Origin of the sequence: Streptomyces sp. NPDC090106 (assembly GCF_044747265.1) — a bacterium.
Taxonomy (GTDB): domain Bacteria; phylum Actinomycetota; class Actinomycetes; order Streptomycetales; family Streptomycetaceae; genus Streptomyces.
The window spans coordinates 237858-261922 of record NZ_JBIVDS010000008.1; the positions used below are offsets into that span (position 1 = coordinate 237858).

General features: G+C 72.0%; 21 protein-coding genes and 1 riboswitch. Of the genes, 18 read left to right on the forward strand and 3 right to left on the reverse strand.

Translation table 11 applies throughout. The annotated features are described in order from the left end of the window. From ispG to ACIPSE_RS26165, 5 genes are all read left to right on the forward strand, one after another. Entirely contained in the window at nt 1-1158 is a 1158-nt protein-coding gene (gene ispG / locus ACIPSE_RS26145; protein ID WP_401666568.1) for a flavodoxin-dependent (E)-4-hydroxy-3-methylbut-2-enyl-diphosphate synthase, read from the forward strand. 27 nt (nt 1159-1185) lie between these two features. Next, the gene (dxs, locus tag ACIPSE_RS26150; RefSeq protein ID WP_401666570.1) at nt 1186-3102 is read left to right on the forward strand and encodes a 1-deoxy-D-xylulose-5-phosphate synthase; all 1917 of its coding nucleotides are present in this window, start codon (nt 1186-1188) and stop codon (nt 3100-3102) included. Continuing rightward, nucleotides 3099-4484 carry an aspartate aminotransferase family protein gene (locus tag ACIPSE_RS26155; RefSeq protein ID WP_401666572.1) on the forward strand — a complete coding sequence of 462 codons (1386 nt, stop codon included), beginning with the start codon at nt 3099-3101 and terminating at the stop codon, nt 4482-4484. The genes dxs and ACIPSE_RS26155 overlap by 4 nt, the downstream gene beginning before the upstream one ends. Before the next feature lie 88 nt (nt 4485-4572). Further along, on the forward strand, nt 4573-5184 hold the full coding sequence (locus ACIPSE_RS26160) for a helix-turn-helix domain-containing protein (RefSeq protein ID WP_401666574.1): 612 nt from the start codon (nt 4573-4575) through the stop codon (nt 5182-5184). Then, a complete protein-coding gene (locus tag ACIPSE_RS26165) occupies nt 5181-5303 on the forward strand; it encodes a DUF6126 family protein (protein ID WP_401666577.1) in 123 nt (40 codons plus the stop codon). The genes ACIPSE_RS26160 and ACIPSE_RS26165 overlap by 4 nt, the downstream gene beginning before the upstream one ends. 28 nt (nt 5304-5331) lie before the next feature. Here ACIPSE_RS26165 and ACIPSE_RS26170 read toward each other — a convergent pair whose 3' ends face one another. Further along, nucleotides 5332-6129 carry a tyrosine-protein phosphatase gene (locus ACIPSE_RS26170; protein WP_401666579.1) on the reverse strand — a complete coding sequence of 266 codons (798 nt, stop codon included), beginning with the start codon at nt 6127-6129 and terminating at the stop codon, nt 5332-5334. Nucleotides 6130-6299: 170 nt separating this feature from the next. On the opposite strand from ACIPSE_RS26170, the gene ACIPSE_RS26175 reads away from it, so the two are divergent. The 6 genes from ACIPSE_RS26175 to ACIPSE_RS26200 all read left to right on the forward strand — a co-directional run bounded on the left by ACIPSE_RS26175 (nt 6300) and on the right by ACIPSE_RS26200 (nt 14652). After that, nucleotides 6300-8372 (forward strand): alpha-galactosidase, encoded by a 2073-nt coding sequence (locus tag ACIPSE_RS26175; protein WP_401666582.1) that lies wholly within the window; start codon nt 6300-6302, stop codon nt 8370-8372. A 318-nt stretch (nt 8373-8690) separates the two neighbouring features. Then, nucleotides 8691-8848, forward strand: a riboswitch (cyclic di-AMP (ydaO/yuaA leader). Nucleotides 8849-8852: 4 nt separating this feature from the next. Continuing rightward, entirely contained in the window at nt 8853-9854 is a 1002-nt protein-coding gene (locus tag ACIPSE_RS26180; protein WP_401666584.1) for a peptidoglycan DD-metalloendopeptidase family protein, read from the forward strand. A 326-nt stretch (nt 9855-10180) separates the two neighbouring features. Next, nucleotides 10181-12088 carry a hypothetical protein gene (locus ACIPSE_RS26185; RefSeq protein ID WP_401666587.1) on the forward strand — a complete coding sequence of 636 codons (1908 nt, stop codon included), beginning with the start codon at nt 10181-10183 and terminating at the stop codon, nt 12086-12088. Next, on the forward strand, nt 12072-12797 hold the full coding sequence (locus ACIPSE_RS26190) for a DUF6250 domain-containing protein (protein ID WP_401666590.1): 726 nt from the start codon (nt 12072-12074) through the stop codon (nt 12795-12797). Before ACIPSE_RS26185 ends, ACIPSE_RS26190 begins: the two co-directional genes overlap by 17 nt. A gap of 145 nt (nt 12798-12942) precedes the next feature. Continuing rightward, nucleotides 12943-13728, forward strand: coding sequence for an SGNH/GDSL hydrolase family protein (locus ACIPSE_RS26195; RefSeq protein ID WP_401667252.1), 786 nt, complete (start codon nt 12943-12945; stop codon nt 13726-13728). Nucleotides 13729-13890: 162 nt separating this feature from the next. After that, nucleotides 13891-14652: an SIMPL domain-containing protein gene (locus ACIPSE_RS26200; RefSeq protein WP_401666593.1), complete on the forward strand. Its 762-nt coding sequence runs from the start codon at nt 13891-13893 to the stop codon at nt 14650-14652. Here the strand turns inward: ACIPSE_RS26200 and ACIPSE_RS26205 are convergent. Beyond that, entirely contained in the window at nt 14637-15281 is a 645-nt protein-coding gene (locus tag ACIPSE_RS26205; protein WP_401666595.1) for a TetR family transcriptional regulator C-terminal domain-containing protein, read from the reverse strand. The genes ACIPSE_RS26200 and ACIPSE_RS26205 overlap by 16 nt on opposite strands. 28 nt (nt 15282-15309) lie before the next feature. Beyond that, complete coding sequence (locus tag ACIPSE_RS26210; protein WP_401666598.1) at nt 15310-16506, reverse strand: Glu/Leu/Phe/Val dehydrogenase dimerization domain-containing protein; 1197 nt, start codon at nt 16504-16506, stop codon at nt 15310-15312. 262 nt (nt 16507-16768) lie between these two features. On the opposite strand from ACIPSE_RS26210, the gene ACIPSE_RS26215 reads away from it, so the two are divergent. The 7 genes from ACIPSE_RS26215 to ACIPSE_RS26245 all read left to right on the forward strand — a co-directional run bounded on the left by ACIPSE_RS26215 (nt 16769) and on the right by ACIPSE_RS26245 (nt 24058). Then, nucleotides 16769-17599, forward strand: a complete 831-nt coding sequence (locus ACIPSE_RS26215; protein ID WP_401666600.1) for an MOSC domain-containing protein — start codon at nt 16769-16771, stop codon at nt 17597-17599. Nucleotides 17600-17779: 180 nt separating this feature from the next. After that, nucleotides 17780-18976, forward strand: a complete 1197-nt coding sequence (locus ACIPSE_RS26220; RefSeq protein WP_401666602.1) for an MBL fold metallo-hydrolase — start codon at nt 17780-17782, stop codon at nt 18974-18976. 683 nt (nt 18977-19659) lie between these two features. Further along, nucleotides 19660-21951, forward strand: coding sequence for an ATP-binding protein (locus ACIPSE_RS26225; RefSeq protein WP_401667254.1), 2292 nt, complete (start codon nt 19660-19662; stop codon nt 21949-21951). A gap of 107 nt (nt 21952-22058) precedes the next feature. Beyond that, on the forward strand, nt 22059-22493 hold the full coding sequence (locus ACIPSE_RS26230; RefSeq protein ID WP_401666604.1) for a roadblock/LC7 domain-containing protein: 435 nt from the start codon (nt 22059-22061) through the stop codon (nt 22491-22493). A gap of 2 nt (nt 22494-22495) precedes the next feature. Beyond that, nucleotides 22496-22867, forward strand: a complete 372-nt coding sequence (locus tag ACIPSE_RS26235; RefSeq protein WP_401667256.1) for a DUF742 domain-containing protein — start codon at nt 22496-22498, stop codon at nt 22865-22867. Then, nucleotides 22845-23486 (forward strand): GTP-binding protein, encoded by a 642-nt coding sequence (locus ACIPSE_RS26240; RefSeq protein WP_401666607.1) that lies wholly within the window; start codon nt 22845-22847, stop codon nt 23484-23486. The genes ACIPSE_RS26235 and ACIPSE_RS26240 overlap by 23 nt, the downstream gene beginning before the upstream one ends. Continuing rightward, the gene (locus tag ACIPSE_RS26245) at nt 23483-24058 is read left to right on the forward strand and encodes a GAF domain-containing protein (protein ID WP_401666609.1); all 576 of its coding nucleotides are present in this window, start codon (nt 23483-23485) and stop codon (nt 24056-24058) included. The genes ACIPSE_RS26240 and ACIPSE_RS26245 overlap by 4 nt, the downstream gene beginning before the upstream one ends. The last annotated feature ends 7 nt before the right edge of the window (nt 24059-24065 follow it).

The window sequence follows — 24065 nt, forward strand, 5'->3', positions numbered from 1 at the left end:
ATGACCGCCGTTTCGCTGGGCGTCCCCGAGATGCCGGTCCGCCCCCTCGCCGAACGGCGCCTGTCCCGGCAGATCCAGGTCGGGCCGGTGGCGGTCGGGGGCGGGGCCCCGGTCTCGGTGCAGTCGATGACCACGACCCGCACCTCCGACATCGGGGCCACCCTCCAGCAGATCGCCGAACTCACCGCCTCCGGCTGCCAGATCGTCCGCGTCGCCTGTCCCACGCAGGACGACGCGGACGCCCTCGCCACCATCGCCCGCAAGTCGCAGATCCCGGTGATCGCGGACATCCACTTCCAGCCGAAGTACGTGTTCGCCGCCATCGAGGCGGGCTGCGCGGCGGTGCGCGTCAACCCGGGCAACATCAAGCAGTTCGACGACAAGGTCAAGGAGATCGCGCGGGCCGCGAACGACCACGGCACGCCGATCCGGATCGGGGTCAACGCCGGGTCGCTGGACCGGCGGCTGCTCCAGAAGTACGGCAGGGCGACACCCGAGGCGCTCGTCGAATCGGCGCTGTGGGAAGCCTCGTTGTTCGAGGAGCACGGCTTCCGGGACATCAAGATCTCCGTCAAGCACAACGACCCGGTCGTGATGGTCGAGGCCTACCGGCAGCTCGCCGCCCAGTGCGACTACCCGCTGCACCTGGGCGTGACCGAGGCGGGTCCCGCCTTCCAGGGCACGATCAAGTCGGCCGTCGCCTTCGGCGCCCTGCTCAGCCGGGGCATCGGCGACACCATCCGGGTCTCGCTGTCCGCGCCGCCCGCCGAGGAGGTCAAGGTCGGCATCCAGATCCTGGAGTCCCTGAACCTCAGGCAGCGGCGCCTGGAGATCGTCTCCTGCCCGTCGTGCGGGCGGGCACAGGTCGACGTCTACAAGCTGGCCGACGAGGTCACGGCGGGCCTGGAGGGCATGGAAGTGCCCCTGCGGGTCGCGGTGATGGGGTGCGTGGTCAACGGCCCCGGCGAGGCGCGCGAGGCGGATCTGGGGGTCGCCTCGGGCAATGGCAAGGGGCAGATCTTCGTGAAGGGCGAGGTCATCAAGACCGTGCCCGAGTCGAAGATCGTGGAGACCCTCATCGAAGAGGCGATGAAGATCGCCGAGCAGATGGAACAGGACGGCGTCGCCTCGGGGGAGCCGGCCGTCACCGTGAGCTGAACAGCACGGACCTAAGGGGGCCCGACCGTGACGATTCTGGAGAGCATCCGCGGACCACGCGACCTGAACGCGCTGTCCGAGACGGAACTTCGCGAACTGTCGGAAGAGATCAGGGAGTTCCTCGTGCACGCGGTCGCCAGGACCGGCGGTCATCTCGGGCCCAATCTGGGGGTGGTGGAACTCTCCATCGCCCTCCACCGGGTCTTCGAGTCGCCGGTCGACCGCCTGGTGTGGGACACCGGCCATCAGAGCTATGTGCACAAACTGCTGACGGGACGTCAGGACTTCTCGAAGCTGCGCGGCAAGGGCGGCCTGTCCGGCTACCCCTCCCGCGAGGAGTCCGAGCACGACATCGTCGAGAACAGCCACGCCTCCACCGCGCTCGGCTGGGCCGACGGACTCGCCAAGGCCCGCCAGGTGCAGGGCGAGAAGGGGCATGTCGTCGCCGTCATCGGGGACGGGGCGCTCACCGGCGGCATGGCCTGGGAGGCGCTGAACAACATCGCGGCGGCCAAGGACCGGCCGCTGATCATCGTCGTCAACGACAACGAGCGCTCCTACGCGCCCACCATCGGCGGCCTCGCCAACCACCTGGCCACCCTGCGCACCACCGACGGCTACGAGCGGGTGCTCGCCTGGGGCAAGGACGTCCTCCAGCGCACCCCCGTCATCGGCACCACCGTGTACGAGGCGCTGCACGGCGCCAAGAAGGGCTTCAAGGACGCCTTCGCCCCGCAAGGACTCTTCGAGGACCTCGGCCTGAAGTACGTCGGCCCGATCGACGGACACGACATCGGCGCCGTCGAGTCCGCGCTGCGCCGGGCGAAACGCTTCCACGGCCCCGTGCTCGTCCACTGCCTCACCGAGAAGGGGCGCGGCTACGAGCCCGCCCTCGCCCACGAGGAGGACCACTTCCACACCGTCGGGGTGATGGACCCCCTCACCTGCGAACCTCTCGCCCCCTCCAACGGGCCGTCCTGGACGTCGGTGTTCGGCGACGAGATGGTCGCCATCGGCCAGGAGCGCGAGGACGTCGTCGCGATCACCGCGGCCATGCTGCACCCCGTCGGGCTCGGCAGGTTCGCCGAACGGTTCCCGGACCGGGTGTGGGACGTCGGCATCGCCGAGCAGCACGCCGCCGTGTCCGCGGCCGGCCTCGCGACCGGGGGCCTGCACCCCGTCGTCGCCGTCTACGCGACCTTCCTCAACCGGGCCTTCGACCAACTCCTCATGGACGTCGCCCTGCACCGCTGCGGGGTCACCTTCGTCCTCGACCGGGCCGGGGTCACCGGCGTCGACGGCGCCTCCCACAACGGCATGTGGGACCTGTCGATCCTCCAGGTCGTCCCGGGCCTGCGGATCGCCGCGCCGCGCGACGCGGGCCAACTGCGGGCCCAGCTGAGGGAGGCCGTCGCGGTGGACGACGCGCCCACCCTCGTACGGTTCCCCAAGGAGTCGGTGGGGCCCGACATCCCCGCGGTGGACCGGGTGGGCGGCATGGACGTACTGCGCCGCGCCGAGGGGAAGAAGCAGGACGTCCTGCTGGTCGCCGTCGGCGTGATGGCGCCGGTCTGCCTCCAGGCCGCCGACCTGCTGGCCGAACGGGGCATCGACTGCACGGTCGTGGACCCCCGGTGGATCAAGCCCGTCGACCCCGCGCTGCCCGCGCTGGCCGCCGGGCACCGGCTGGTCGCCGTCGTCGAGGACAACAGCCGTGCCGCCGGGGTCGGCGCCGCCGTCGCCCTCGCGCTCGGGGACGCCGAGATCGACGTACCCGTACGGCGGTTCGGGATTCCGGAGCAGTTCCTCGCGCACGCCAAACGCGGTGAGGTGCTCGCCGACATCGGGCTCACCCCGGTCGAGGTGGCCGGCCGGATCAGCGCGAGCCTCGCCGTCAAGGACACGGAACAGGCCGACGGCCCTCTCAAGGAGAACGCTGAATGACCACCGAGTTCGACCTCGGCCGACTCCTCGCCGAACGCGGGGCGGAGCGCTACGAGTTGCACACCAGACACCTCAACCACCAGCTCCCGCGCATGCTGCGCACCATCGGCTTCGACAAGGTCTACGAACGGGCCGAGGGCGCCTACTTCTGGGACGACGAGGGCAACGACTACCTCGACATGCTCGCCGGGTTCGGAGTGATGGGCGTCGGCCGCCACCACCCCGTCGTCCGCAAGGCGCTGCACGACGTCCTCGACGCCCAGCTCGCCGATCTCACCCGCTTCGACTGCCAGCCGCTGCCCGGACTCCTCGCCGAGAAGCTCCTCGCCTACAGCCCGCATCTGGACCGGGTGTTCTTCGGCAACAGCGGCACCGAGGCGGTGGAGACCGCCCTGAAGTTCGCCCGCCGCGCCACCGGCAAACCGCGGATCCTGTACTGCGACCACGCCTTCCACGGCCTCACCACCGGCTCCCTGTCCGTCAACGGCGAGGACGGCTTCCGCGACGGGTTCGCCCCGCTGCTGCCCGACACGGCCGTCCCGCTCGGTGATCTCGACGCCCTGGCAAGGGAGTTGAAGAAGGGCGACGTCGCCGCCCTGATCGTCGAACCCATCCAGGGCAAGGGCGTCCTGGAGGCCCCGCCGGGCTGGCTGCGGGCCGCGCAGGACCTGCTGCACCAGCACAAGGCGCTGCTCATCGCCGACGAGGTGCAGACCGGCCTCGGCCGGACCGGGGACTTCTACGCCTACCAGCACGAGGACGGCGTCGAACCGGACCTCGTCTGCGTGGCCAAGGCGCTCTCCGGCGGCTACGTCCCCGTGGGTGCCACGCTCGGCAAGGACTGGATCTTCAAGAAGGTCTACTCGTCCATCGACCGCGTCCTCGTCCACTCCGCGAGCTTCGGCTCCAACGCGCAGGCCATGGCGGCCGGGCTCGCCGTCCTGTCGGTCATGGAGAACGAGCAGATCGTCGCCAACGCCCGGGTGACGGGGGAGCTGCTGAAGTCCCGGCTCGCCGCGCTGGTCGACAAGTACGAACTGCTCGCCGACGTGCGGGGCCGGGGGCTGATGGTCGGCATCGAGTTCGGGCGGCCCCGGTCCCTCGGGCTGCGCAGCCGCTGGACCATGCTCCAGGCCGCCCGCAAGGGACTCTTCGCCCAGATGGTCGTCGTCCCGCTGCTCCAGCGGCACCGGATCCTCACCCAGGTCTCCGGCGACCACCTGGAGGTCATCAAGCTGATCCCGCCGCTGACCGTCGGGGAACGGGAGGTCGACCGGTTCGTCGACGCGTTCACCGCGATCATGGACGACGCCCATGGCGGGGGCGGGCTGATGTGGGACTTCGGGAAGACGCTCGTCAAGCAGGCGGTGGCCAACCGGTAGCGACGGGGGCGCGGGAGGAAGATCCCCATGGTTTGCCTCTGAGGCAAGGAATTTGCCGCAGGGGCAAATCTTCGGCTGAATGGAGGGCATGAGCTCTCCGGAACCTCCGCCGGACGATGTCACCACCGTCGTCGCCCCGCAGCTGCGCTCCCTGCGCCGCCGGGCCTCCCTCACCCTGGAGGCCGCGGCCCGCTCGGCCGGGCTCTCGCCCGCGCATCTGTCCCGGCTGGAGACCGGACAGCGCCAGCCCTCGCTGCCGATGCTCCTCGCGCTGGCCCGTATCTACGGTACGACGGTCTCGGAGCTGCTCGGCGAGACGGTCACCGAACGCGACGCCGTACTGCGCGGCGCCGACATGGAACCGACCGAGGCGGGCGGCTGGATCTACCGCCAGGCCGGCTCGCCCGGACGCGGCATGCAGGCGCTCCGCGTCCAGGTGCCGTACGGCTCCCAGGGCGACATCGTGCGGGTCCACCCCGGCGAGGAGTGGCTGTACGTGCTGCGCGGCCGACTGAGGCTGCGCCTCGGGGACGCCACCCACCGGCTCGGGGCCGGGGACAGCGCGCACTTCGACTCGCTGACCCCGCACCGCATCGCCGCACTCGACGCCGACGGTGTCGAACTGCTCTTCGTCCACACCCTGCTGCAGAGCCCCACGGCCGCCCTGTGCCTGGGCCCCCTCACCGGAGAGACGCCATGACCGACATGGAAGAGAAGTTCCCGCGCGCCCTGTGGGTGCGGCTGCTCATCTACATCGCCGTGGGGCATGTCTTCGCGGCCTTCATCTATCTGCTGTTCGAGGTGGGCGCCGGGCAGTGACCCGCCGGGCCCGCCGCCCGGCCCGGGATCAGTCGAGGAGCCGCTCGCGCAACCGCTCCCGGATCGGCGGGGTCACGGCCAGGCCCCGCTCCAGATAGGCGTCGACGCCGCCCCAGGTCTCGTCGATGGTCTCGAACGCGGCCTCCAGATACTCGGCGCGCGCGTCGAACAGGGGGCTCAGCAGCTCCATGACCTCGGGGGAGTACGCGGCGGCGTCACTGCCGCTGCGGCGCACCTTGTAGCGGCGGTGCTTGGCGTTGGACTCCAGGTAGTCGGTGACGATCGCCTCCCGCTCCACGCCCAGCGCCAGCAGTGTCACGGCTATCGACAGGCCCGCGCGGTCCTTGCCCGCCGCGCAGTGCATCAGCGCGGGCACGCTGTCCTCGGCGAGCGAGTGCAGCACCCGCGCGTGCTCGGCGGTGCGCTCCCTGACGATCGTGCGGTACGACACGATCATCCGGTTCGCCGCCTTGCCGTCGCCCAGCAGCCCGCGCAGCTGCTCGATGTCGCCGTCCCGGACCATCTTCCAGAACTCGGCGCCGTCCGCCGGGTCGCTCAGCGGCAGATTCACGTTGCGCACGCCCGTGAGGTCGACGTCCGGGCCCTCCAGCTTCTGGTCCGCGGCGTTGCGGAAGTCGAAGACCGTGTGCAGCCCGAGGGAGGTCAGGAACGCGGCGTCCGTGTCGGTCGCGTGTGCCAGATGACCGCTGCGGAACAGTACTCCGTACCGCACCCGCCGGCCGTCCTCGGTCGGCAGACCGCCCACATCACGGAAGTTGCGGACTCCGGCCAGCTCCGGCTCGGTCGACGGGATCTGCTGCGTCACGGGGGCTCCTCCCGGTCGGCTCCGTCGCCGCGGCTCGTCGACGGGCGCCTCCTCGACGATACGACATGGCTTCGCAGGGCAATCAGTTGTCCACAGGCGTTGCACACGGGCCCCGCGGCACTTGATGATGTTCGTACTTGTGCATGACTGTTCGTCTCTGTGAGGATTTGATGCTGGAGATCTCCGCCGCCGGCCGTACCTGGCTCCTGACCGGCCCCACCAGCGGGTACGCCGTCCATCTCACCGAGGGTGACGAACTGCTGCACCTGCACTGGGGTGCGGCGATCACCCTCGCCGACGCCGAGGCCCTCGCGGCCCTGCCGCTCCCGCAGACGTCGTCGTTCGAGTCCCCGCTCGACGGGCGCGAGGAGTACCCCGTCGAGGGCGGCCCCCGCTTCGCCCGCCCCGCCCTGTCCGTGCGCACCGCCGAGCGGCGCGGCACCGAGTGGGCCTTCGAGGGGTACGACACCGAGGGCGACGAGCTGCGGCTGCGCTTCCGCGACGCGGGCCTCGCGATCACCCTGCACTACCGGATGCGCGGCGACGTGCTGGAGCGCTGGGTCACCCTGGAGAACCAGGGCACGGAGGACCTGGAGCTGCTGCGCGCCGACTCGGCCACCTGGACCCTGCCCGAGCGCGACCAGTGGCGGCTCTCCCAGCTGCACGGCCGCTGGGCCGCCGAGTCCCGGCTCACCCGCACCCCCCTCACCTACGGTGAGAAGGTCATCGGCAGCCGCCGCGGCCACACCGGCCACCCGCACCTGCCCTGGGTCGCCCTCGACACGGACGCCACCGAGGAGCACGGCGAGGTCTACGGCGTCGCCCTCGGCTGGTCCGGCTCCTGGCGGATCGCCGTCGCCCAGCTCCCGGACGCGCGCGTGCAGATCACCGGCGGCGCCGGCCACGACGAGTCGGGGCTGCTGCTCCTCGCGCCGGGCCGGTCCTTCGTGACACCCCTCTTCGCCGGACTGTGGAGCGACGGCGGCCACGGCGGCGCCAGCCGCACCTGGCACGCCTACCAGCGCGACCACGTCATCCCGCAGGCCGATCAGGACCGGCCCGTCCTGTTCAACTCCTGGGAGGCGACCACCTTCGACATCTCCGAGGAGCAGCAGGCGGCCCTCGCCCGGCGGGCCGCCGACATGGGCGTCGAACTGTTCGTGGTCGACGACGGCTGGTTCGGCGCCCGCACCAGCGACCGTGCCGGGCTCGGCGACTGGACGCCCAACCCCGAGCGCTTCCCGCACGGCCTGAAGCCCCTCGCCGACTCCGTGCACGACCTCGGGATGCAGTTCGGCATCTGGGTCGAGCCCGAGATGGTCAACGCCGACAGCGACCTCTACCGCGCGCACCCCGACTGGGTGCAGTACCAGGACGGTCGAAAGCGGACGGAACTTCGCAATCAGCTCGTACTGAACCTCGCGCGGGAGGACGTCCAGGAGTACCTCTGGCAGCGGCTCGACACCCTGCTCTCCAGCGCCCCGATCGACTACGTCAAGTGGGACTTCAACCGCAGCTTCACCGACGCGGGCTGGCCCGGTGACCCCTACCCGCAGCGGCTGTGGGTCGATCACGTGCACGCCTTCTACGCCCTGTTGGACCGACTGCGCGCCGCCCACCCCGGCGTGGCCTTCGAGTCCTGCTCGGGCGGCGGCGGCCGGATCGACCTCGGGGTGATGAGCCGCACCGACCAGGTGTGGACCTCCGACAACACCGACCCGCTCGACCGGCTCACGATCCAGCACGGCTTCAGCCAGATCCACCCCGCGCGCGTGATGGCCGCCTGGGTCACCGACAGCCCCAACCACCAGCTCAACGACCGCGTCAGCTCGCTGCGGTTCCGGTTCGTGAGCGCCATGGCGGGCGTGCTCGGCGTGGGCGGCGACCTGTCGAAGTGGAGCGAGGCCGAGCTCGCCGAGGCCCGGGAATGGGTCGATCTCTACAAGGAGATCCGCCCCCTGGTGCAGCGCGGCGACCTCTACCGCCTCCGGGCTCCCCAGGGCGGTCTGAGCGCCGTCCAGTACGTCCTCGGTGACGAGACCGTCGTGCTCGCCTGCCTCCAGGCGCAGAGCTACGGCGAGACCGTGCCGGCGCTGCGGCTGCGCGGCCTCGACCCGACAGCCGCATATGAATGCCGCGAAACGGGCGAAGTCCACCGCGGGGGCGTCCTGCTGCACCACGGACTGCGCACCGGGCTGCGCGGCGATCTGGATGCGACGGTTCTCCGGCTACGTCGTATCTGATCCATCTGTCCGAATTGCAGCCTTCCTCATCGTTCATTCCAACTCGCTCTGGAATAAAGGGAGCTGTGAAATCGGCACGTGAGCAGCGTCATATCCGTGACGGTGAGTCGCCCGTCATGTTCACGTAATTCAGCTGTGTTCGCAGCGTGTTCGCGGTGTTCGGGCGGTGTCGAATATACGGAGGGTGACCGGGAAATTCACAGGTGATCAAGGGGAATCCATTCCGCCGGGAAACCCTCACTTGTCCCTTTGCGTCTCTCTCGCTTACGTTCGCCACCGATCCGGTCGGAACGCCTAATCCTGCCGCCGCCCGGACCCCGCGCACACCCACCCGTGCCCGGCAGGAGCGGGGGACCCACAGGTAGAAACGCCTGTCCCGGTCTCCGGAACAGGCTTGGGGTAAAGCCGCACACGCTGCGGCCGGACATCTCCAGTCCGCACCCGACAGCTCACCTCGTAGGCGCCGGAGAGGAATTCGTCATGCCCGCCAAGGGTAAGCACCGCCGTCCGAAGTCCCAGCGCCTCACCCGCTCGATCGCCGTGGCCGGAACCGGCGGGGCCGCTCTCGCCCTGCCGTTGATGGGCGCGTCCGGTGCCCACGCCGCCACTTCGCAGTCCGTTTCGGAAAAGCCCGTTCAGAGTCTTCCGGTCGCCCAGAAGACGGCCACCGCGAAGAAGAGCGCCGCGAACTCCACGAGTGCCGCGAACTCGGCGAGCACCGCGAACACCTCGACCGTGCACACCTATTCGGTGCGGTCCGGCGACTACCTCTCGAAGATCGCCGAGGAGCAGAACGTCAGCGGTGGCTGGCAGAAACTCTACTCGGACAACCGTGAGGCCGTCGGCTCCGACCCGTCGCTGATCCACCCCGGCCTGAAGCTCTCCATCGGCAAGAAGGCCACCGCGCGCACGGAGTCGTCGTCGGGCTCGGCGAAGTCCTCCGGCGGCAACGCGTCGACGAGCGCGAAGGAATCCTCCTCGTCGTCGTCTTCGTCGTCGTCTTCGTCCTCCTCCTCGTCCGGCGGCACGGCGAGCCAGAGCAGCGAGTCGTCCGGGAGCACCACCTCGTCGAGCGGCTTCGTCCTGCCCGTCTCCGGCGCGACCGTCGGCACCGCCTACCACACGGCGGGCAGCATGTGGTCCAGCGGCTACCACACGGGCGTCGACTTCGTCGTCCCGACCGGCACCACCCTGAAGGCCGTCGGCGCGGGCACGGTCGTCTCCGCCGGATGGGGCGGCGCGTACGGCAACCAGGTCGTCATCAAGCTGGCCGACGGCTACTACGCCCAGTACGCCCACCTCTCCTCCCTCTCCGTCTCCGCGGGCCAGAGCGTCACCGCGGGCCAGCAGGTCGGCCTCTCCGGCGCGACCGGCAACGTGACCGGGCCCCACCTCCACTTCGAGATCCGCACCACGCCGGACTACGGCTCGGACGTGGACCCGGTCGCCTACCTCCGCGCGAAGGGCGTCGCCGTCGGCTGACGGCTCCCGTCGGCGCCTCCCTCGGACCCCGGTCCCCCGGACGCCTCCCCCCTGTGCCACCGAAGGCCGGACCCAGATCCCCGGGTCCGGCCTTCGGTGTCCGTCGGCGCGGGTGCTCCTCGTCAAAGGAGCCACTCGTCAAAGGCGCCGCTCCTCAAGGGCGTTCCCCGGCACGGGCGTTGCTCGTTCATGATCGCTCGATTGCGGTCTTGTGGCGCGGGGGTCCAAGGCGTCGACAGGGGCGGGAGGGTGGGGCGAGAGTGAGGGCGACATCGGGGGGCAAGCGCTTTCCCCGGTGGTGTCGCCCCTCTCGCAAAGGAGCACCCGTGCACACCCGTTCGCGCCGTCGAAGAACCGTCGCCATAGCCGCGACGGCCCTGCTGGCCGGGCTGTTCTCCGCGCCCGCCGGGCATGCCGCGCAGGAGGACCGGCCCCGGCGGACCGTGGAGGACCTCGACCGCGGCCTGGTCGCCGTGCCGTCCGGTGACGGCCGTTTCCTCAGCTGGCGTCTGCTCGGCACCGAGTACGCCCGGTACGGCGACGCCATCGCCTTCAACGTGTACAAGAACGGCCGACGCCTCAACCGCGCCCCCGTCACCCGGTCCACGACCTACCAGGACGACACGCCCGGCGCCGGCACCTACACCGTGCGCGCCGTCGTCAACGGCAAGGAGAGCGGGCCCGGTTCGGCCGCGCTGGACTTCGCGCAGGGGTACGCCGAGATCCCGCTCGCCGCCGCCGACGGCTACACCGTGCAGCACGCCTGGCCCGGCGATCTCGACGGCGACGGACGGTACGAACTCGTCGTGAGCCGCCTGTCCGGGACCCGAGACAGGCCCGACCTGCTGGAGGCGTACACGCTGACCGGCCGGCGGCTGTGGCGCGTCGACCAGGGGCCCGGCTCGTACACGCAGGTGGGCGGGAACGGCGCCAACGACCCGGCGCCCGCGGCGATCAGCGGCTCCACGGCCATCGGCGGCTACCGCAACGACGACAACGTCACCGTGTTCGACCTGGACGGCGACGGCCGGGCCGAGGTGCTCACGCACACGGCCGCCGGGACCACCTTCGCGGACGGCTCGCAGGTCACCGCAGACTCGCCCGCCGACCAGTTCGTGTCCGTCGTCGACGGGGCGACCGGCGTGGAACGCGCCCGGCAGCCCGTACCCGACGACTTCGTCGCCGACGGCCCCTCCGGCGGCCACTTCGGGGTCGCCTACCTCGACGGCGTCCACCCGAGCCTGGTCACCAAGCTGGTGACCCGCGTCGGCGCCAAGCGGGGCGCCTTCCGGATCCTCTTCCAGACCTGGGACTTCAACGGCACCGATCTGAAGCCGCGTTGGAAGTACGTGGTGCCGTCCGGCAGCGGTGCGACCAGCTTCCACCAGATCCGCACCGTCGACGTCGACCTCGACGGCAAGGACGAGATCGCCGACGGCAACTACGTCGTCAACAGCGACGGCACCCTGCGCTACGTCGTCGACGGCGCCGGGCACGGCGACCGCTTCCACATCGCCGACCTCGACCCCGACCGCCCCGGCCTCGAAGGATTCGCCATCCAGCAGGCCGAGTCGGGCGTCATCCCGAACTTCCCCTGGTACTACTACGACGCCGACACCGGCGAACGCCTCGTCACCGGGCAGCACCCCGCCGACTGGGTCGACGACACGGACATCGACGTGGGCCGCGGCAGCACCGGCGACATCGACCCGGGCCACCGCGGCTACGAGTACTGGACCTCCACCGCCGACGTCACCGCCCCCGGCGCGGGCGTCCGCAACGTCCAGGACGGCAAGGTGTCCACAACCACGCCCAGCGTCAACTTCCGTATCTGGTGGGACGGCGACAAGGCCTCCGAGAACCTCGACCGCACCTACGTCGAGAAGTGGGACCCGGCCACACAGACCAGCGCGAAGGTCTTCGAGCCGTCCGGAGTCGTCTCCGGCGCCCGCAACGCCACCCCCTTCTACGGCGACCTGCTCGGCGACTGGCGCGAGGAGATCCTCGCCGAGACCGCCGACCACACCGCGCTGCGCCTCTACACCACCACCGAGCCCACCGGGACGCGCATCTACACGCTCGCCCAGAACCCCGAGTACCGACTCGGCTGGACCGTGCGCGGCTATCTCCAGTCCACGTACACCGACTACTACCTCGGCACCGAGACCCGTCGCGTACCGAAGCCCTCGATCAGCCTCCCGGAAGGAACCGTCCGACGTGACCACCACGCGTAGAACCTTCGGCGCCCTGGCGGCTGGCGCCGCCCTCGCGGCCCTCGCCCCCGCGGCCGGCGCGAGCGCCTCGGGCCGGGGCCCCCGCCACCGCCGTCTCCTCGCCCACGACGACTTCCGGCACGGTCTGGGCCAGTGGGCCGTCGAACTGGAGCAGGGCGGTACCGTCACCGCCTCGCGCGGCACCCTGGAGGCCGAGGTGCCCGCCGGGGCCACGATCTGGTTCAGGCAGCGCCTCGACGGCCCGTACCTCATCGAGTACACGGCGACCCCCGTCTCCGAGGGCGGCGCGAACGACCGGGTCTCCGACCTGAACAACTTCTGGAACGCGACCGACGTCCGTTCCCCCGACGACCTCTTCGCCACCCCGCGAGGCGGCGCGCTCGCCGAGTACGACCACCTCAAGACGTACTACGTGGGCTACGGCGCCAACACCAACACCACGACCCGGCTGCGGCGCTACGTCGGCGAGGCGGGGGTCCGGCCGCTGGTCTACGACTACACCGAGCCGCTGCTCGTGGCGAACGCGCCCCACCGGGTCCGGATCCTCTCCGACGGCTCCACCCAGCGGTGGTGGAACAACGGGCGGCTCGTCTTCGACTACACCGACCCGGAGCCCTACACGAGCGGTCACTTCGCCTTCCGGACCACCTGGAGCCATTTCCGCTTCCAGGACTTCCGGGTGTGGCGGTTGAGCGGTCAACGTCCCTGATCGGGGCTGTATTCCTCGCTTGGCGAACACTTTAGAAGTGGCTTATCTCACCGCAAGTCAACCCCTGGCTACGGTCGCGTAGGTCACAAACGAAGGTGAATCATGGCCTGTCGTGGCAGACGATTCGAAGAGTGACAGCAGAGCAGTGATCGGGTCGTACATCGCGGTGGGGGACAGCTTCACCGAGGGTGTGGGCGACCCCGGCCCGGACGGGTCCTTCGTCGGCTGGGCCGACCGGTTCGCGGTACTCCTCGCGGACCGGCGGCCCGAGGGCGACTTCACCTACACCAACCTGGCCGTGCGCGGGAAGCTGCTCGACCAGGTCGTCGAGGACCAGCTCCCCAAGGCGGCGTCCCTCGCGCCGGACCTGGTCTCCTTCTGCGCGGGCGGCAACGACATCATCCGGCCCGGCACCGACCCCGACGAGGTCGCCGAGCGGTTCGAGCGGGCCGTCTCCCGGCTCACCTCCGCCGTCGGCTCCGTCATGGTGACGACCGGCTTCGACACCCGCGGCGTCCCCGTGCTCAAGCACCTGCGCGGCAAGATCGCCACCTACAACGGACACGTCCGGGCGATCGCCGACCGGTACGGCTGCCCGGTGCTCGACCTCTGGTCCCTGAAGACGATCCAGGACCGCCGGGCCTGGGACGACGACCGGCTCCACCTCTCTCCCGAGGGGCACACGCGCGTGGCGCTGCGCGCCGGTCAGGTGCTCGGCATGGACGTCCCGGTCGACCCCGACCAGCCGTGGCCTCCGCTCCCGCCGCGCGGTCCGCTCGACGTGCGGCGCGACGACGTCCACTGGGCCAGGGAGTACCTGGTGCCGTGGATCGGGCGCCGGCTGCGCGGCGAGTCCTCGGGCGACCACGTGACCGCCAAGGGCGCGCTGTCGCCGGAGGACATCAGGAGCAGGATCACGAAGGTGGCCTGACGGCTGCCGCACCGGCGGTCGGCAGGACGACGGGCCGAGCGGCGGCGTCGGGGGCCGCTCGACCAGTGAGGTGATCGCACGGGAGTGGTGCGCGGCCCGGTCCGGGACGCGGTGCTGGGATGACCGCACATGTCACCCGCACCCCGGAAGGACCGGCCGCGCATGCCCGTTCCCGTTCCCCGTACGACCGTCACCGCCGCCGCCGTGGCCCTCCTGGCCCTCGGCCTGCCCCTGCTCGCCGCGCCCACGGCCGTCGCCGCGCCCGCCCTCACGGCCAGGGTCGCCCAGGCCCCCGCCCCGGCCACGGTCACCGTCACCGGGAACGGCAGCGCGACCGGCGCCGCCGACATCGCGCTGGTCAACGCCGGTGTGGAGGTGACCGCCAAGACCACCACGGCCGCGCTGAGCGCCCAGAGCAAGGCGGCGGGCAGACTGCTGGACGCGGTACGGGGCCAGGGGATCGCGGAGAAGGACATCCGCACCGACAGCGTGAGCCTCAGCCCCGTCTACGACTACCAGGACGGCGCGTCCACGCTGAAGGGCTACCAGGCCGCCCAGTCCTTCACGGTCAAGGTCCGCGAGGTGGCCGCCACCGGCGCGCTGCTCGAAGCCGTCGTCAAGGCCACGGGCAACGCCGGACGCGTCAACTCCGTCACCTTCGACCTGGAGGACCGAAGCCCGCTCCAGGCCCGCGCCCGCAAGGCCGCGCACGACGACGCCCACGCCAAGGCGGCCCAGTACGCCCGCCTCAGCGGCCACCGCCTCGGCCGCCTCGTCTCCCTCGCCGAGAGCGACACCGGCTACTTCGCCCCCGCCCCGCCCGTCGCCGCCGACGAACCCGCGGGCGGCGGGGCGGGCGTCCCGGTCGCCCCGGGGGAGATCCGGGCGACCTCCACGATCACGGCGGTCTACGAACTGGACTGAGCGGGCCCTGTGGACGGGGTGCCGGTGTCCAGCCCCAGCTCCCGGGCCAGGGCCTCGTCCACCCACTCCTGGGCGCGGGTCCGGGACACGGCGCCCGCGCCGGCCCCGCCGTAGGACGTCAGCTGGACGGCGAGGCCGTCGAGGAGGGCTGTCAGGCGCAGTGCCGTGGCCGACGGGTCGGGGCACCGGAACTCGCCCGCCGCGACGCCCTCCTCGATGACCTCGGCCAGCGCCGCCTTCCAGCGCCTGTCCAGGTCCCGGGTCACCTCGCGCAGGGCGGGCTCGCGCAGGGCCGCGGCCCAGCCCTCGATCCACAGCCGCCAGCCCTTGGCCGGACCGGTGGGCGCGTACCAGCGCACCGCCGAGCGCAGCCGCCGCAGCGCGGTCGTCCGGCGGCCGAGCAGCTTGCCCAGCTCGGCCAGGTCCCCCTCGGCGGCGTGCGCGAACGCGGCGGCCACCAGCTTCTCCTTCGTCGAGAAGTGGTACAGGACCAGCGCGTTGCTCACGCCGAGCGCCGAGGCCACGTCGGCGATCCGGACGGCGACCACACCGCGTTCCTCGATCTGCCCGACGGCGGCCCTGAGCAGCTCCTCACGCCGCTCGGCCACGCTCAACCGCACTCTCGCCACGACGTCACCCTATGCGGTGCGCCCGCCGTCAGCGGTACCAGCCGAACCGCTCGGCGATGACCGGCAGCCGGTCCGCGACGATCGCGTGCGCCGCCGCTCTGGGGGACGTGCCGTCCGCCTCCGCGCGGGCCAGCATCCGCTCCACCAGGTCCCGCATCGAGCGGCGCGTGTACGCGAACGCGTCCTCCGCGTCCGCCCCGATGTCACCGAAGAGGGTCCACCACCACCAGGCGTTCGTACCGGAGTTGACGACCACGTCGGGCAGCACGGTCACCCCCCGCCCGGCCAGCAGCTCCTCCGCCTCGGGCCGTACCGGCATGTTGGCCGCCTCGACGATCCAACGGGCCCTGATCTCCGCCTGGTTGGCCGCGTCGATCGCGTACGAGACCGCTGCCGGGACGAGGACGTCGACGTCCGCCGACAGCCAGGCGTCGCCCGGCAGTTCACGGTCCTCCTCGCGCAACACCGCGCGGTCCACGGTGCCGTAGGAGTCGCGCGCGCCGAGCAGCGCCTCGACGTCCAGGCCCGCCGGGTTGGCGACCGTGCCCTTGACGTCGGCGACGGCCACGACCTTCAGCCCCGCGTGCGACAGGAAGCGCGCCGTGGCGCCGCCCATGGTGCCGAGCCCCTGCACCGCGACCCGCGTGCCCGCGTGCGGCACCCCGGCCCGGTCCAGCGCGGCCAGCGCCGCCTCGGCGACCCCGCAGCCGCCGACCAGCTCGTCCAGGCCGATGCCGTCCACGTCGACCGCGAAGGCGTCCGCGAGCCGCTCCCGCGCGCTCGCCTCGTCGTCGAGCAGCGGGTACACGGCCTGGATCGACGACACGAGCCCCGCCTCCGCCGCCGCCCGGTCCACCAGGTCCTGGGTCAGGCCCAGGTCCTCGCCCGTGGTCCAGAAGTTCTCCACGTGCGGTCTCATGGCCCGCAGATAGCGCACCAGCAGCTCGTACGACCCCGGGTCCCGCGGGTCGCAGTCGATGCCGCCCTTGGCGCCGCCCAGCGGGATGTACCGCCCCTGGGCACGGTCGGGGTCGTAGTGCAGGGCCTCCTTCATCGTCATCCCGCGCGCGAGCCCGGTGACCTCGTCGAGCGTGCATCCCGCGCGCATGCGCAGCCCGCCGCTGGAGACGCCGCGCACCAGCCGGTCGACGACCAGGAAGCCCTGGCGGCCGGTGACATGGTCGGTCCAGGTCAGCGACATCAGCGGGGCGGGGAGGACGGCCATGCGGGCTCCTGGGGGACGGCGACGCGGGCACAGGGCCCGATGGACTGCTACTGAACGGCGAGTCAGTATCTGAGCCGGGGCGCACCTCTGTCAACGCACGCCCCGCCGGACACACGCGGGTGGCTTCGACGGCGGGAGCGGGAAGCGATCGACGATGGGTCGAATGCGATTGACGCCGCCGGGCGGCCCCCTGGATGGTGTGTCCCGGAAGGTTCTCCCCGGGGACGGCCGGGCGGCCCGGCGATCCGAACGGGAGCGTGGCATGGGGACGGTCACGGAGCTGACGTACTACCCCGTCAAGGGGTGCGCCTCGGTGACGGCGAGCGAGGCGGTGGTGACCCCGGCCGGGCTCGCCCACGACCGCGCCTTCATGGTGGTCGGCGAGGACGGGGTCTTCCGGACGCAGCGCCGTGACCCGCTGCTCGCACTGATCCGGCCCGCCATCGACGCGGGCGGCGAGCGCCTCGCCCTGCGCGCGCCGGGACACGGCGAGGTCGTCGTCGACGTCGAGGCGCGCGGGTCCGGGCGGCCGATCGAGATGTTCGGGACGCCGTACCGGGGGATCGACCAGGGCGACACCGTGGCGCGGTGGCTGACCGAGGTGCTCGGCGGCCCCGTCAGGCTGGTGCGGGTGCCGGAGGACCACGGCCGGGTGACCGACGGCATGACACCCGGCACCTCCGGCTACGCCGACAGCAGCGCCGTGCACCTCCTGTCGCGCGCCAGCCTCGATCACCTCAACGGGCGGCTCGCGGAGCGCGGCGCGCAGCCCCTGCCGATGGACCGCTTCCGCCCCAACATCGTCATCGGCGGCTGGGACGCCCCGCACACGGAGGACACCCTCCGGCGCCTCGACATCGGCGGCGTCACCCTCGGCTACACGAAACTCGCCGTGCGCTGCGTGGTGACCACGGTCGACCAGGAGACCGGCGACAAGGACGGGCCGGAACCCCTGCGGACCCTCGCCGCGTACCGCAGGGCCGCCGGGGGAGGAGTCGCCTTCGGCAGCAAGTTCTCCGTGCTGCGGACGGGCAAGATCGCGGTCGGAGACCAGGTGGAGGTCCTGGAACGGGGCGAGAGCGAGCTGAGGTAGCGCGGGCTGGTGTAGGCGATCGGGACTTGTGCCGGTGAGTCGGGACTCGTGTCGGCGATCGGGACTCGTGCCGGTGAGCCAGGACTCGTGCCGGTGATCAGGAAGAGAACAGGGGCGAACATGGTTTGTCGTGGGGACGGACCATAATGGAACACCTCACCGACTCCACCTGGAGGTACCGTGGCCGGTTCCCGTTCCCTGAGCTCCGGGCTCCGCGCACTGCAGCCCGAGGCTTTCGGCGTGGACCCGAGCGGCGAGCGCATGGCGCGCATCCGCAGATCGCCCCACTTCAAGGACGGCGTCTTCCTGAACCCCGGCGGTGAGGCCCGCACCCGCCCCTCCGGCTCGATGGTCGAGTTCGCGAAGCTCTACTTCGACAAGGACGACCGGCGGCGGCGCGCCCCGCAGGGCACGATCCCGGTGCACCCCACCACCCTCGCCGACATCGCCCGGCCGCCCGCCACCGGCCTGCGCCTGACCTGGATGGGTCACTCCAGCGTCCTCGCGGAGATCGACGGCCACCGCGTGCTGTTCGACCCGGTCTGGGGCGACCGCTGCTCCCCGTTCCCCTTCGCGGGCCCCAAACGGCTGCACCCCGCGCCCCTGCCGCTGGCCGCGCTCGGCCCGGTCGACGTCGTGGTCATCTCCCACGACCACTACGACCATCTCGACCTGCCCACGATCAAGGCGCTGGCGGGCACCGACACCCTGTTCGCCGTGCCCCTCGGTGTCGGCGCCCACCTCGAACACTGGGGCGTCTCCGCCGACCGCCTGCGCGAGCTGGACTGGAACGAGGCCACCAAGGTCGGCGGCCTCACCCTCACCGCCACCCCGGCCCGCCACTTCTGCGGACGCGGTCTGCGCAACACCCAGCACACCCTGTGGGCCTCCTGGGTCGTCGCCGGCGAGAACCACCGCGTCTACCACAGCGGCGACACCGGCTACTTCGACGGCTTCAAGGACATCGGCGCCGAACACGGCCCGTTCGACGCCACGATGATCCAGATCGGCGCGTACAGCGAGTACTGGCCCGACATCCACATGACCCCCGAGGAAGGCATGCGCGCCCACCTCGACCTCCAGGGCGGCCCCGACTCCGGCCCGCTGCTCCCCATCCACTGGGCCACCTTCAACCTCGCCCCCCACCCCTGGGCCGAACCCGGCGAGGGCACCCTCGCCGCCGCCCACGCCACCGGCGCCCGTATCGCCCTGCCCCGCGCGGGCGAGCCCTTCGAGCCGACGGCGGTGGAGTCCGTACCGGTCGCCCCGTGGTGGCGTGGCATCGCGACGGAGCCGGCCGGGGGATGGCCGACGTACGGGACGCGGGAGCCGTCCGCCGAGGGCAGCGGTGCGCCGGAGACCGTTCCGGCGGGCTGAACGAGTCGTACCCCGAACAGGCACCCTCCGGGACCGGAGGGTGCCTGTTCGTGTGTGGAGCCGGTTCGCCCGGTCGCCTCCGATGACGTTTCCGGTCACGTTCGGTGGCGATGCCGCGATGCCCCGGCCGCTCCCCGACCGTGCCGTGCGGCGGCGCAGAGCCGGGTGAGGGGCGACGCGGCCCGTCGGCGGGCGGCTTCCTCCGCGGGGCTCCGCCTGGCTCCGCCGTTCGATCGTGACCGTTTCTGAACAGCGGCGATCGTTGCGTTGTCCAATTCGTTCCATGGCCTGAGGGGTTTATCGGGCTGTCGTACGAAGGCTCATACCAGAGCGGGAAGCTCACCGGGGGACTTTGTCAACTGCCCACCGCACCTGACGCGTTGCCGACTACTGTGAGTGCCCGTCGGGCGACGCAGGGCCGAACATCTCGGCGGGCTCGACCGACACCGCGATGGCGTCTGTGCGGCCGCGAGCCGGAGGAGGGAGTCGAGGCGATGGGGATCCCCCCAGCCCGACCAGGGAGCCGGGGGACGCCGGTGACCGACGACCGTGCGGCGGCACGCGCCGCCCGCGGCGGACGTGCCCAGGACGGCACGGGCGCACGCAACGGGCCGCGCGAGCCGGGCCGGGGCCGTCCGGGCCCGCCCGGGGACCAGGCCCGACGGACGGGCCCGAGGACACCGGTGTCCCAGCTCCGCGCACCGGCGGCACGACCGGACCGCCGTGAGGGCGGCCGGCACGGAAAGCCAGCGGCCCGCCCCGTGCCGCTGCCCGAGACCCACATACGGTCACAGCTGCTGCGACTGGCCGTGCTGCCGCCCGTCGCGGTGGCCCTCGCCGCCTCGGCCGCCGTCCTGTTCACGGTCCGCTCCACCCAGGCCCCGCCCGGTCCGACCCTGTGGGGCGTCCTCGCCGGGGCGATCTGTGTGGCCCTCGCCGGCATCCTCATCGCCGCCGTGGCCGCCGACCGTGCCGCCCGCTCGGTGAGCGACCGGATCGGCGCGCTGCGCCGCAGCAGCGCGCGCGGAGAAGCGGACCTGCGGGCCCTTGTCGAGGCGCTGCGGCGCGGGGAAGCGCCCGCCCCGCGCAAGCCGCGCGGCGGTCCGCCCGAGGACGCCGACGACTTCGAGCTGCTCGCCGCCGACCTGGCCCGCGCGCACGACGGCGCCGTCACCGCCGTCGTCTCGGCCGCGCAGCTGTCCAGCCACGCGGGCAGTGAGCAGAAGCTGGAGGTGTTCCTCAACCTCGCCCGCCGCCTCCAGTCGCTGGTGCACCGCGAGATCTCCATCCTCGACGAGCTGGAGAACGAGATCGAGGACCCCGACCTGCTCAAGGGGCTCTTCCACGTCGACCATCTCGCCACCCGCATCCGGCGGCACGCCGAGAACCTCGCCGTGCTCGGCGGCGCGGTCTCCCGCAGGCAGTGGAGCCACCCGGTCCCCATGACCGAGGTGCTGCGCTCCGCCATCGCCGAGGTCGAGCAGTACTCCCGGGTCAAGCTCGTACCGCCCATCGACGGCACCCTGCGCGGACACGCCGTGGCCGACGTCATCCACCTGCTCGCCGAACTCGTCGAGAACGCCACGGTGTTCTCCGCCCCGCACACCCAGGTCCTGCTCCGCGCCAACCTCGTCACCTCCGGACTCGCCGTCGAGGTCGAGGACCGGGGCCTCGGTATGCCCGTCGGGGAACAGAGCAGGATGAACGCCCTGCTGGCCGATCCCGACCAGGTCAACGTGGCCAGCCTGCTCGCCGACGGCCGTATCGGACTGTTCGTCGTCTCGCAGCTCGCCCGGCGCCACGGCATCAACGTCCGCCTCCAGAGCAACATCTACGGCGGCGTCCAGGCCGTGCTCGTCGTGCCCCAGGCCCTGCTGGGCGGTGAACCCGGTGCGCCGGGAGCCGTACCGGGCGCGGCGGGGGCCCTCGGGACCTCCGCCGGCGGGGGTGCTCCGGCCGCACCGCTTCCGCCTCAGGCGTACGTGCCCGGCTCGGGCGGCGCGGGCGGTGCCCTCGCCGGTGACACCGGAGCGCAGCGCGTGGTGCCGAACCCGATCGGTGGGTTGGACAGTGCTGGGTTGGACAGTGCGTCGAGCGGCGGGTCGCCCGGTGTGTCGACCAGAGTGTCCGCCGCCGCGGCCCGGCGTCGGCCGGAGGGCCGGCAGCCCGGCGCCGAGCAGTCCGGCGTCCAGCGACCGGAGGCCACCGGTCCCGCCGTCCCGCTCCCCGTACGGGGGGCCGGGCAGGGGCGGGCCAATCCCGCCGAGGCGGTGCCCGGCATCCGGCCCGACGACCGGCGGATCCTCGCCGAGCGTCCCGCCGAGCCGCCGGTCCCGCGCACCGGCGCCGTCCGCGGCACCATGGGCAAGCCCCAACTGCCGCGCCGCCGCGCCCAGGAGCACATCGTCCCGCAGCTCCGCGACGGTCCCACGCCGCTCCCGCGCCAGGACGCCGAGAACCATCCCGGCCATGACCCGGGCCTGATGGCCGCCTTCCAGCGCGGCGTCGGCCTCGCGGAGACGCAACAGCACATGGAGGCCGAGGACATGGCGTCCCCCCACACGGGCGTCTCGCACATGGCGGCCCCGCATTTGGACGCCCCGCACATGGACTTCCCGCACATGGACTTGCCGCGCAGGAGTTCCTCGCCCACCGACTCCCCGCACAGGGGCGCCCCGCACGCCAGCCCTTTGCACACGGACGCGGACCACACGGCTGCGGGCCACACGGCCGCGGGCCACACATCCGCCGAGTACGCCGAGCACACAGCCGCGGGCCACCTCGACGGACCACACCCGGACGGACGGCACGGCGGCACACGCTCCTGGGAGGTCCCCCACCCGGACGTGACCCCCCTGCGCCCGCTCCTCGACGGCGAACCCGCCCCCACCTCCGCCCCGTCCCCCCTGGACCTCACGCACCTCGACTTCCCCCACAGCCCGACCCGGCACGACGGGAGCGCGACAGCCGGATGACCAGCATCCCCCTGCCCACGGACACCCCCACGCCCACCCCCGCCTCCACCCCCCTGACCCTGTCCGGCGCTCCCGCGGACCTTCGTACCTCAAGGAGACGATCCACCATGGCGAGCGAAGCGCCGACCGGCCATGTATCCGATCTCGACTGGCTGATGAGCGGCCTCGTGCAGCGCGTGCCGCACACCACGAGCGCGGTGCTGCTCTCCTGCGACGGGCTGGTGAAGTCCGTCCACGGCCTCGACACCGACAGCGCCGACCACATGGCCGCCCTGGCCTCCGGCCTGTACTCGCTCGGCCGGAGCGCCGGAATCCGCTTCGGCGACGGCGGGGACGTCCGCCAGGTCGTCGTCGAACTCGACTCCACGCTGCTGTTCGTGACCACCGCGGGGTCCGGCACCTGTCTCGCCGTGCTCGCCGGGCGCGAGGCCGACGCCGCCGTCCTCGGCTACGAGATGGCCATGCTCGTCAAGAGCGTCCGCCCCTACCTGGTCACCGCGCCCCGGCAGCACGCTGCGGAACCCCCGGCGTTGAGGCCTTGAGCGTGGCGGCGGCCGGCGACGGGCCGTGGCTCGACGACGCGGCCGGACGCCTGGTGCGCCCGTTCACCGTCAGCAACGGCCGCACCAAGCCGACCATCGCGCTCGACCTCCTGTCCCAGGTGCGCGGTACCGGGGCGACCCCCTTCGGCTACCTCGGACCCGAGCACACGCTCGCCCTCGACCTGTGCCGCGCGCCCGTCTCGGTCGCCGAGGTGTCCGCCCATCTGAAGCTGCCGGCGGCCGTCACCAAGGTGCTGCTGTCGGACCTCGTCGACTGCGGGGCGCTCACCACCAAACCCCCGGAGTTCCACCACAACCCGACTGACCGGGCCCTTCTGGAGGCAGTGCTCGATGGACTACGACGACAGCTCTGACGCCTTCCCCACCGCACTGAAGATCCTGGTGGCGGGAGGGTTCGGAGTAGGCAAGACGACCTTCGTGGGCGCGGTCAGCGAGATCGCCCCGCTCAGCACGGAGGAACTGCTCACCACGGTCAGCGCCGCGACCGACTCCCTCGACGGGATCGAGAACAAGGTCGAGACGACGGTGGCCATGGACTTCGGGCGGATAACGCTCGATCAGGAACACGTGCTGTACCTGTTCGGCACACCCGGCCAGGAGCGGTTCTGGTTCATGTGGGACGAGCTCTCCGAGGGCGCGCTCGGCGCGGTCATCCTCGCCGACACCCGGCGCCTGGAGGAGTGCTTCGCCGCCGTGGACTTCTTCGAGCAGCGGGGCCTCGGATTCATCGTGGCCATCAACGAGTTCGACGGCGCCTACCGGTACGACCCCGAGGAGGTCCGTGCCGCCATAGACCTGGCCCCCGAGATCCCCATCGTGCGCTGCGACGCGCGGATCTCCAGTTCGGGGGTGCAGACCCTGCTGACCCTCGTCCGCCATCTCATCGCCCACGCCCCGGCGCCCGCGCCGGGCCACGGCGTCCCCATGGAGCCGCACATGACGTTCACCCCCGGCGACGGAACCCGCCGATGAGCTACGACCCGGTACGCCCCGCCGGCCGGCTGCTGCTCACCCCCGAGGACCGGGACGCCCCCGCCCGTGCGCGCCGACTGCACGGGCTGGGGCTGGGCACCTGTGCCGAACCCGCCCTCGACGACTTCGCCGACCGGCTCGCCGAGCGCACCGGGGCGCCGTACGCCATGGTCAACTTCATCGACGAGAACCGGCAGTTCTTCGCCGGTCTGCACACCCCGGACGCACGGCCGCTGCCCGCGGCCGACAAGCCCCGCCCGGAGCTGGGCCGCCAGCTCGCCCGCGACCACGGGTTCTGCCCGCACGTGGTGGCGCGGCGCAAGGCCCTGGTCCTCGAAGACGTCTGCGACTACCCGAGATTCGCCGGGAACGCCGTCGTCGACGAGTTCGGCATCCGCTCCTATCTCGGTGCGCCCCTCATCGACCGGTCCGGGATGGTCCTCGGCACGGTGTGCGTCGTCGACATCGAGCCCCGGCCCTGGGGACGGCCCGGACTGGAGACCATAAAGTCCGCGGCGGCCGAACTCGTCGCCCGGGTGGAGCGCATGGAGGCCGACGGGCTGCCCCTCTGAGCCGGAG

Bases quoted from the DNA above. Each gene is read 5' to 3' on its own strand.
- ispG (WP_401666568.1), top strand. From the start codon at position 1: ATGACCGCCGTTTCGCTGGGCGTCCCCGAGATGCCGGTCCGCCCCCTC.
- ACIPSE_RS26155 (WP_401666572.1), top strand. From the start codon at position 3,099: ATGACCACCGAGTTCGACCTCGGCCGACTCCTCGCCGAACGCGGGGCG.
- ACIPSE_RS26160 (WP_401666574.1), top strand. From the start codon at position 4,573: ATGAGCTCTCCGGAACCTCCGCCGGACGATGTCACCACCGTCGTCGCC.
- ACIPSE_RS26165 (WP_401666577.1), top strand. From the start codon at position 5,181: ATGACCGACATGGAAGAGAAGTTCCCGCGCGCCCTGTGGGTGCGGCTG.
- ACIPSE_RS26175 (WP_401666582.1), top strand. From the start codon at position 6,300: ATGCTGGAGATCTCCGCCGCCGGCCGTACCTGGCTCCTGACCGGCCCC.
- ACIPSE_RS26180 (WP_401666584.1), top strand. From the start codon at position 8,853: ATGCCCGCCAAGGGTAAGCACCGCCGTCCGAAGTCCCAGCGCCTCACC.
- ACIPSE_RS26200 (WP_401666593.1), top strand. From the start codon at position 13,891: ATGCCCGTTCCCGTTCCCCGTACGACCGTCACCGCCGCCGCCGTGGCC.
- ACIPSE_RS26210 (WP_401666598.1), bottom strand. From the start codon at position 16,506: ATGGCCGTCCTCCCCGCCCCGCTGATGTCGCTGACCTGGACCGACCAT.
- ACIPSE_RS26215 (WP_401666600.1), top strand. From the start codon at position 16,769: ATGGGGACGGTCACGGAGCTGACGTACTACCCCGTCAAGGGGTGCGCC.
- ACIPSE_RS26230 (WP_401666604.1), top strand. From the start codon at position 22,059: ATGGCGAGCGAAGCGCCGACCGGCCATGTATCCGATCTCGACTGGCTG.
- ACIPSE_RS26240 (WP_401666607.1), top strand. From the start codon at position 22,845: ATGGACTACGACGACAGCTCTGACGCCTTCCCCACCGCACTGAAGATC.
- ACIPSE_RS26245 (WP_401666609.1), top strand. From the start codon at position 23,483: ATGAGCTACGACCCGGTACGCCCCGCCGGCCGGCTGCTGCTCACCCCC.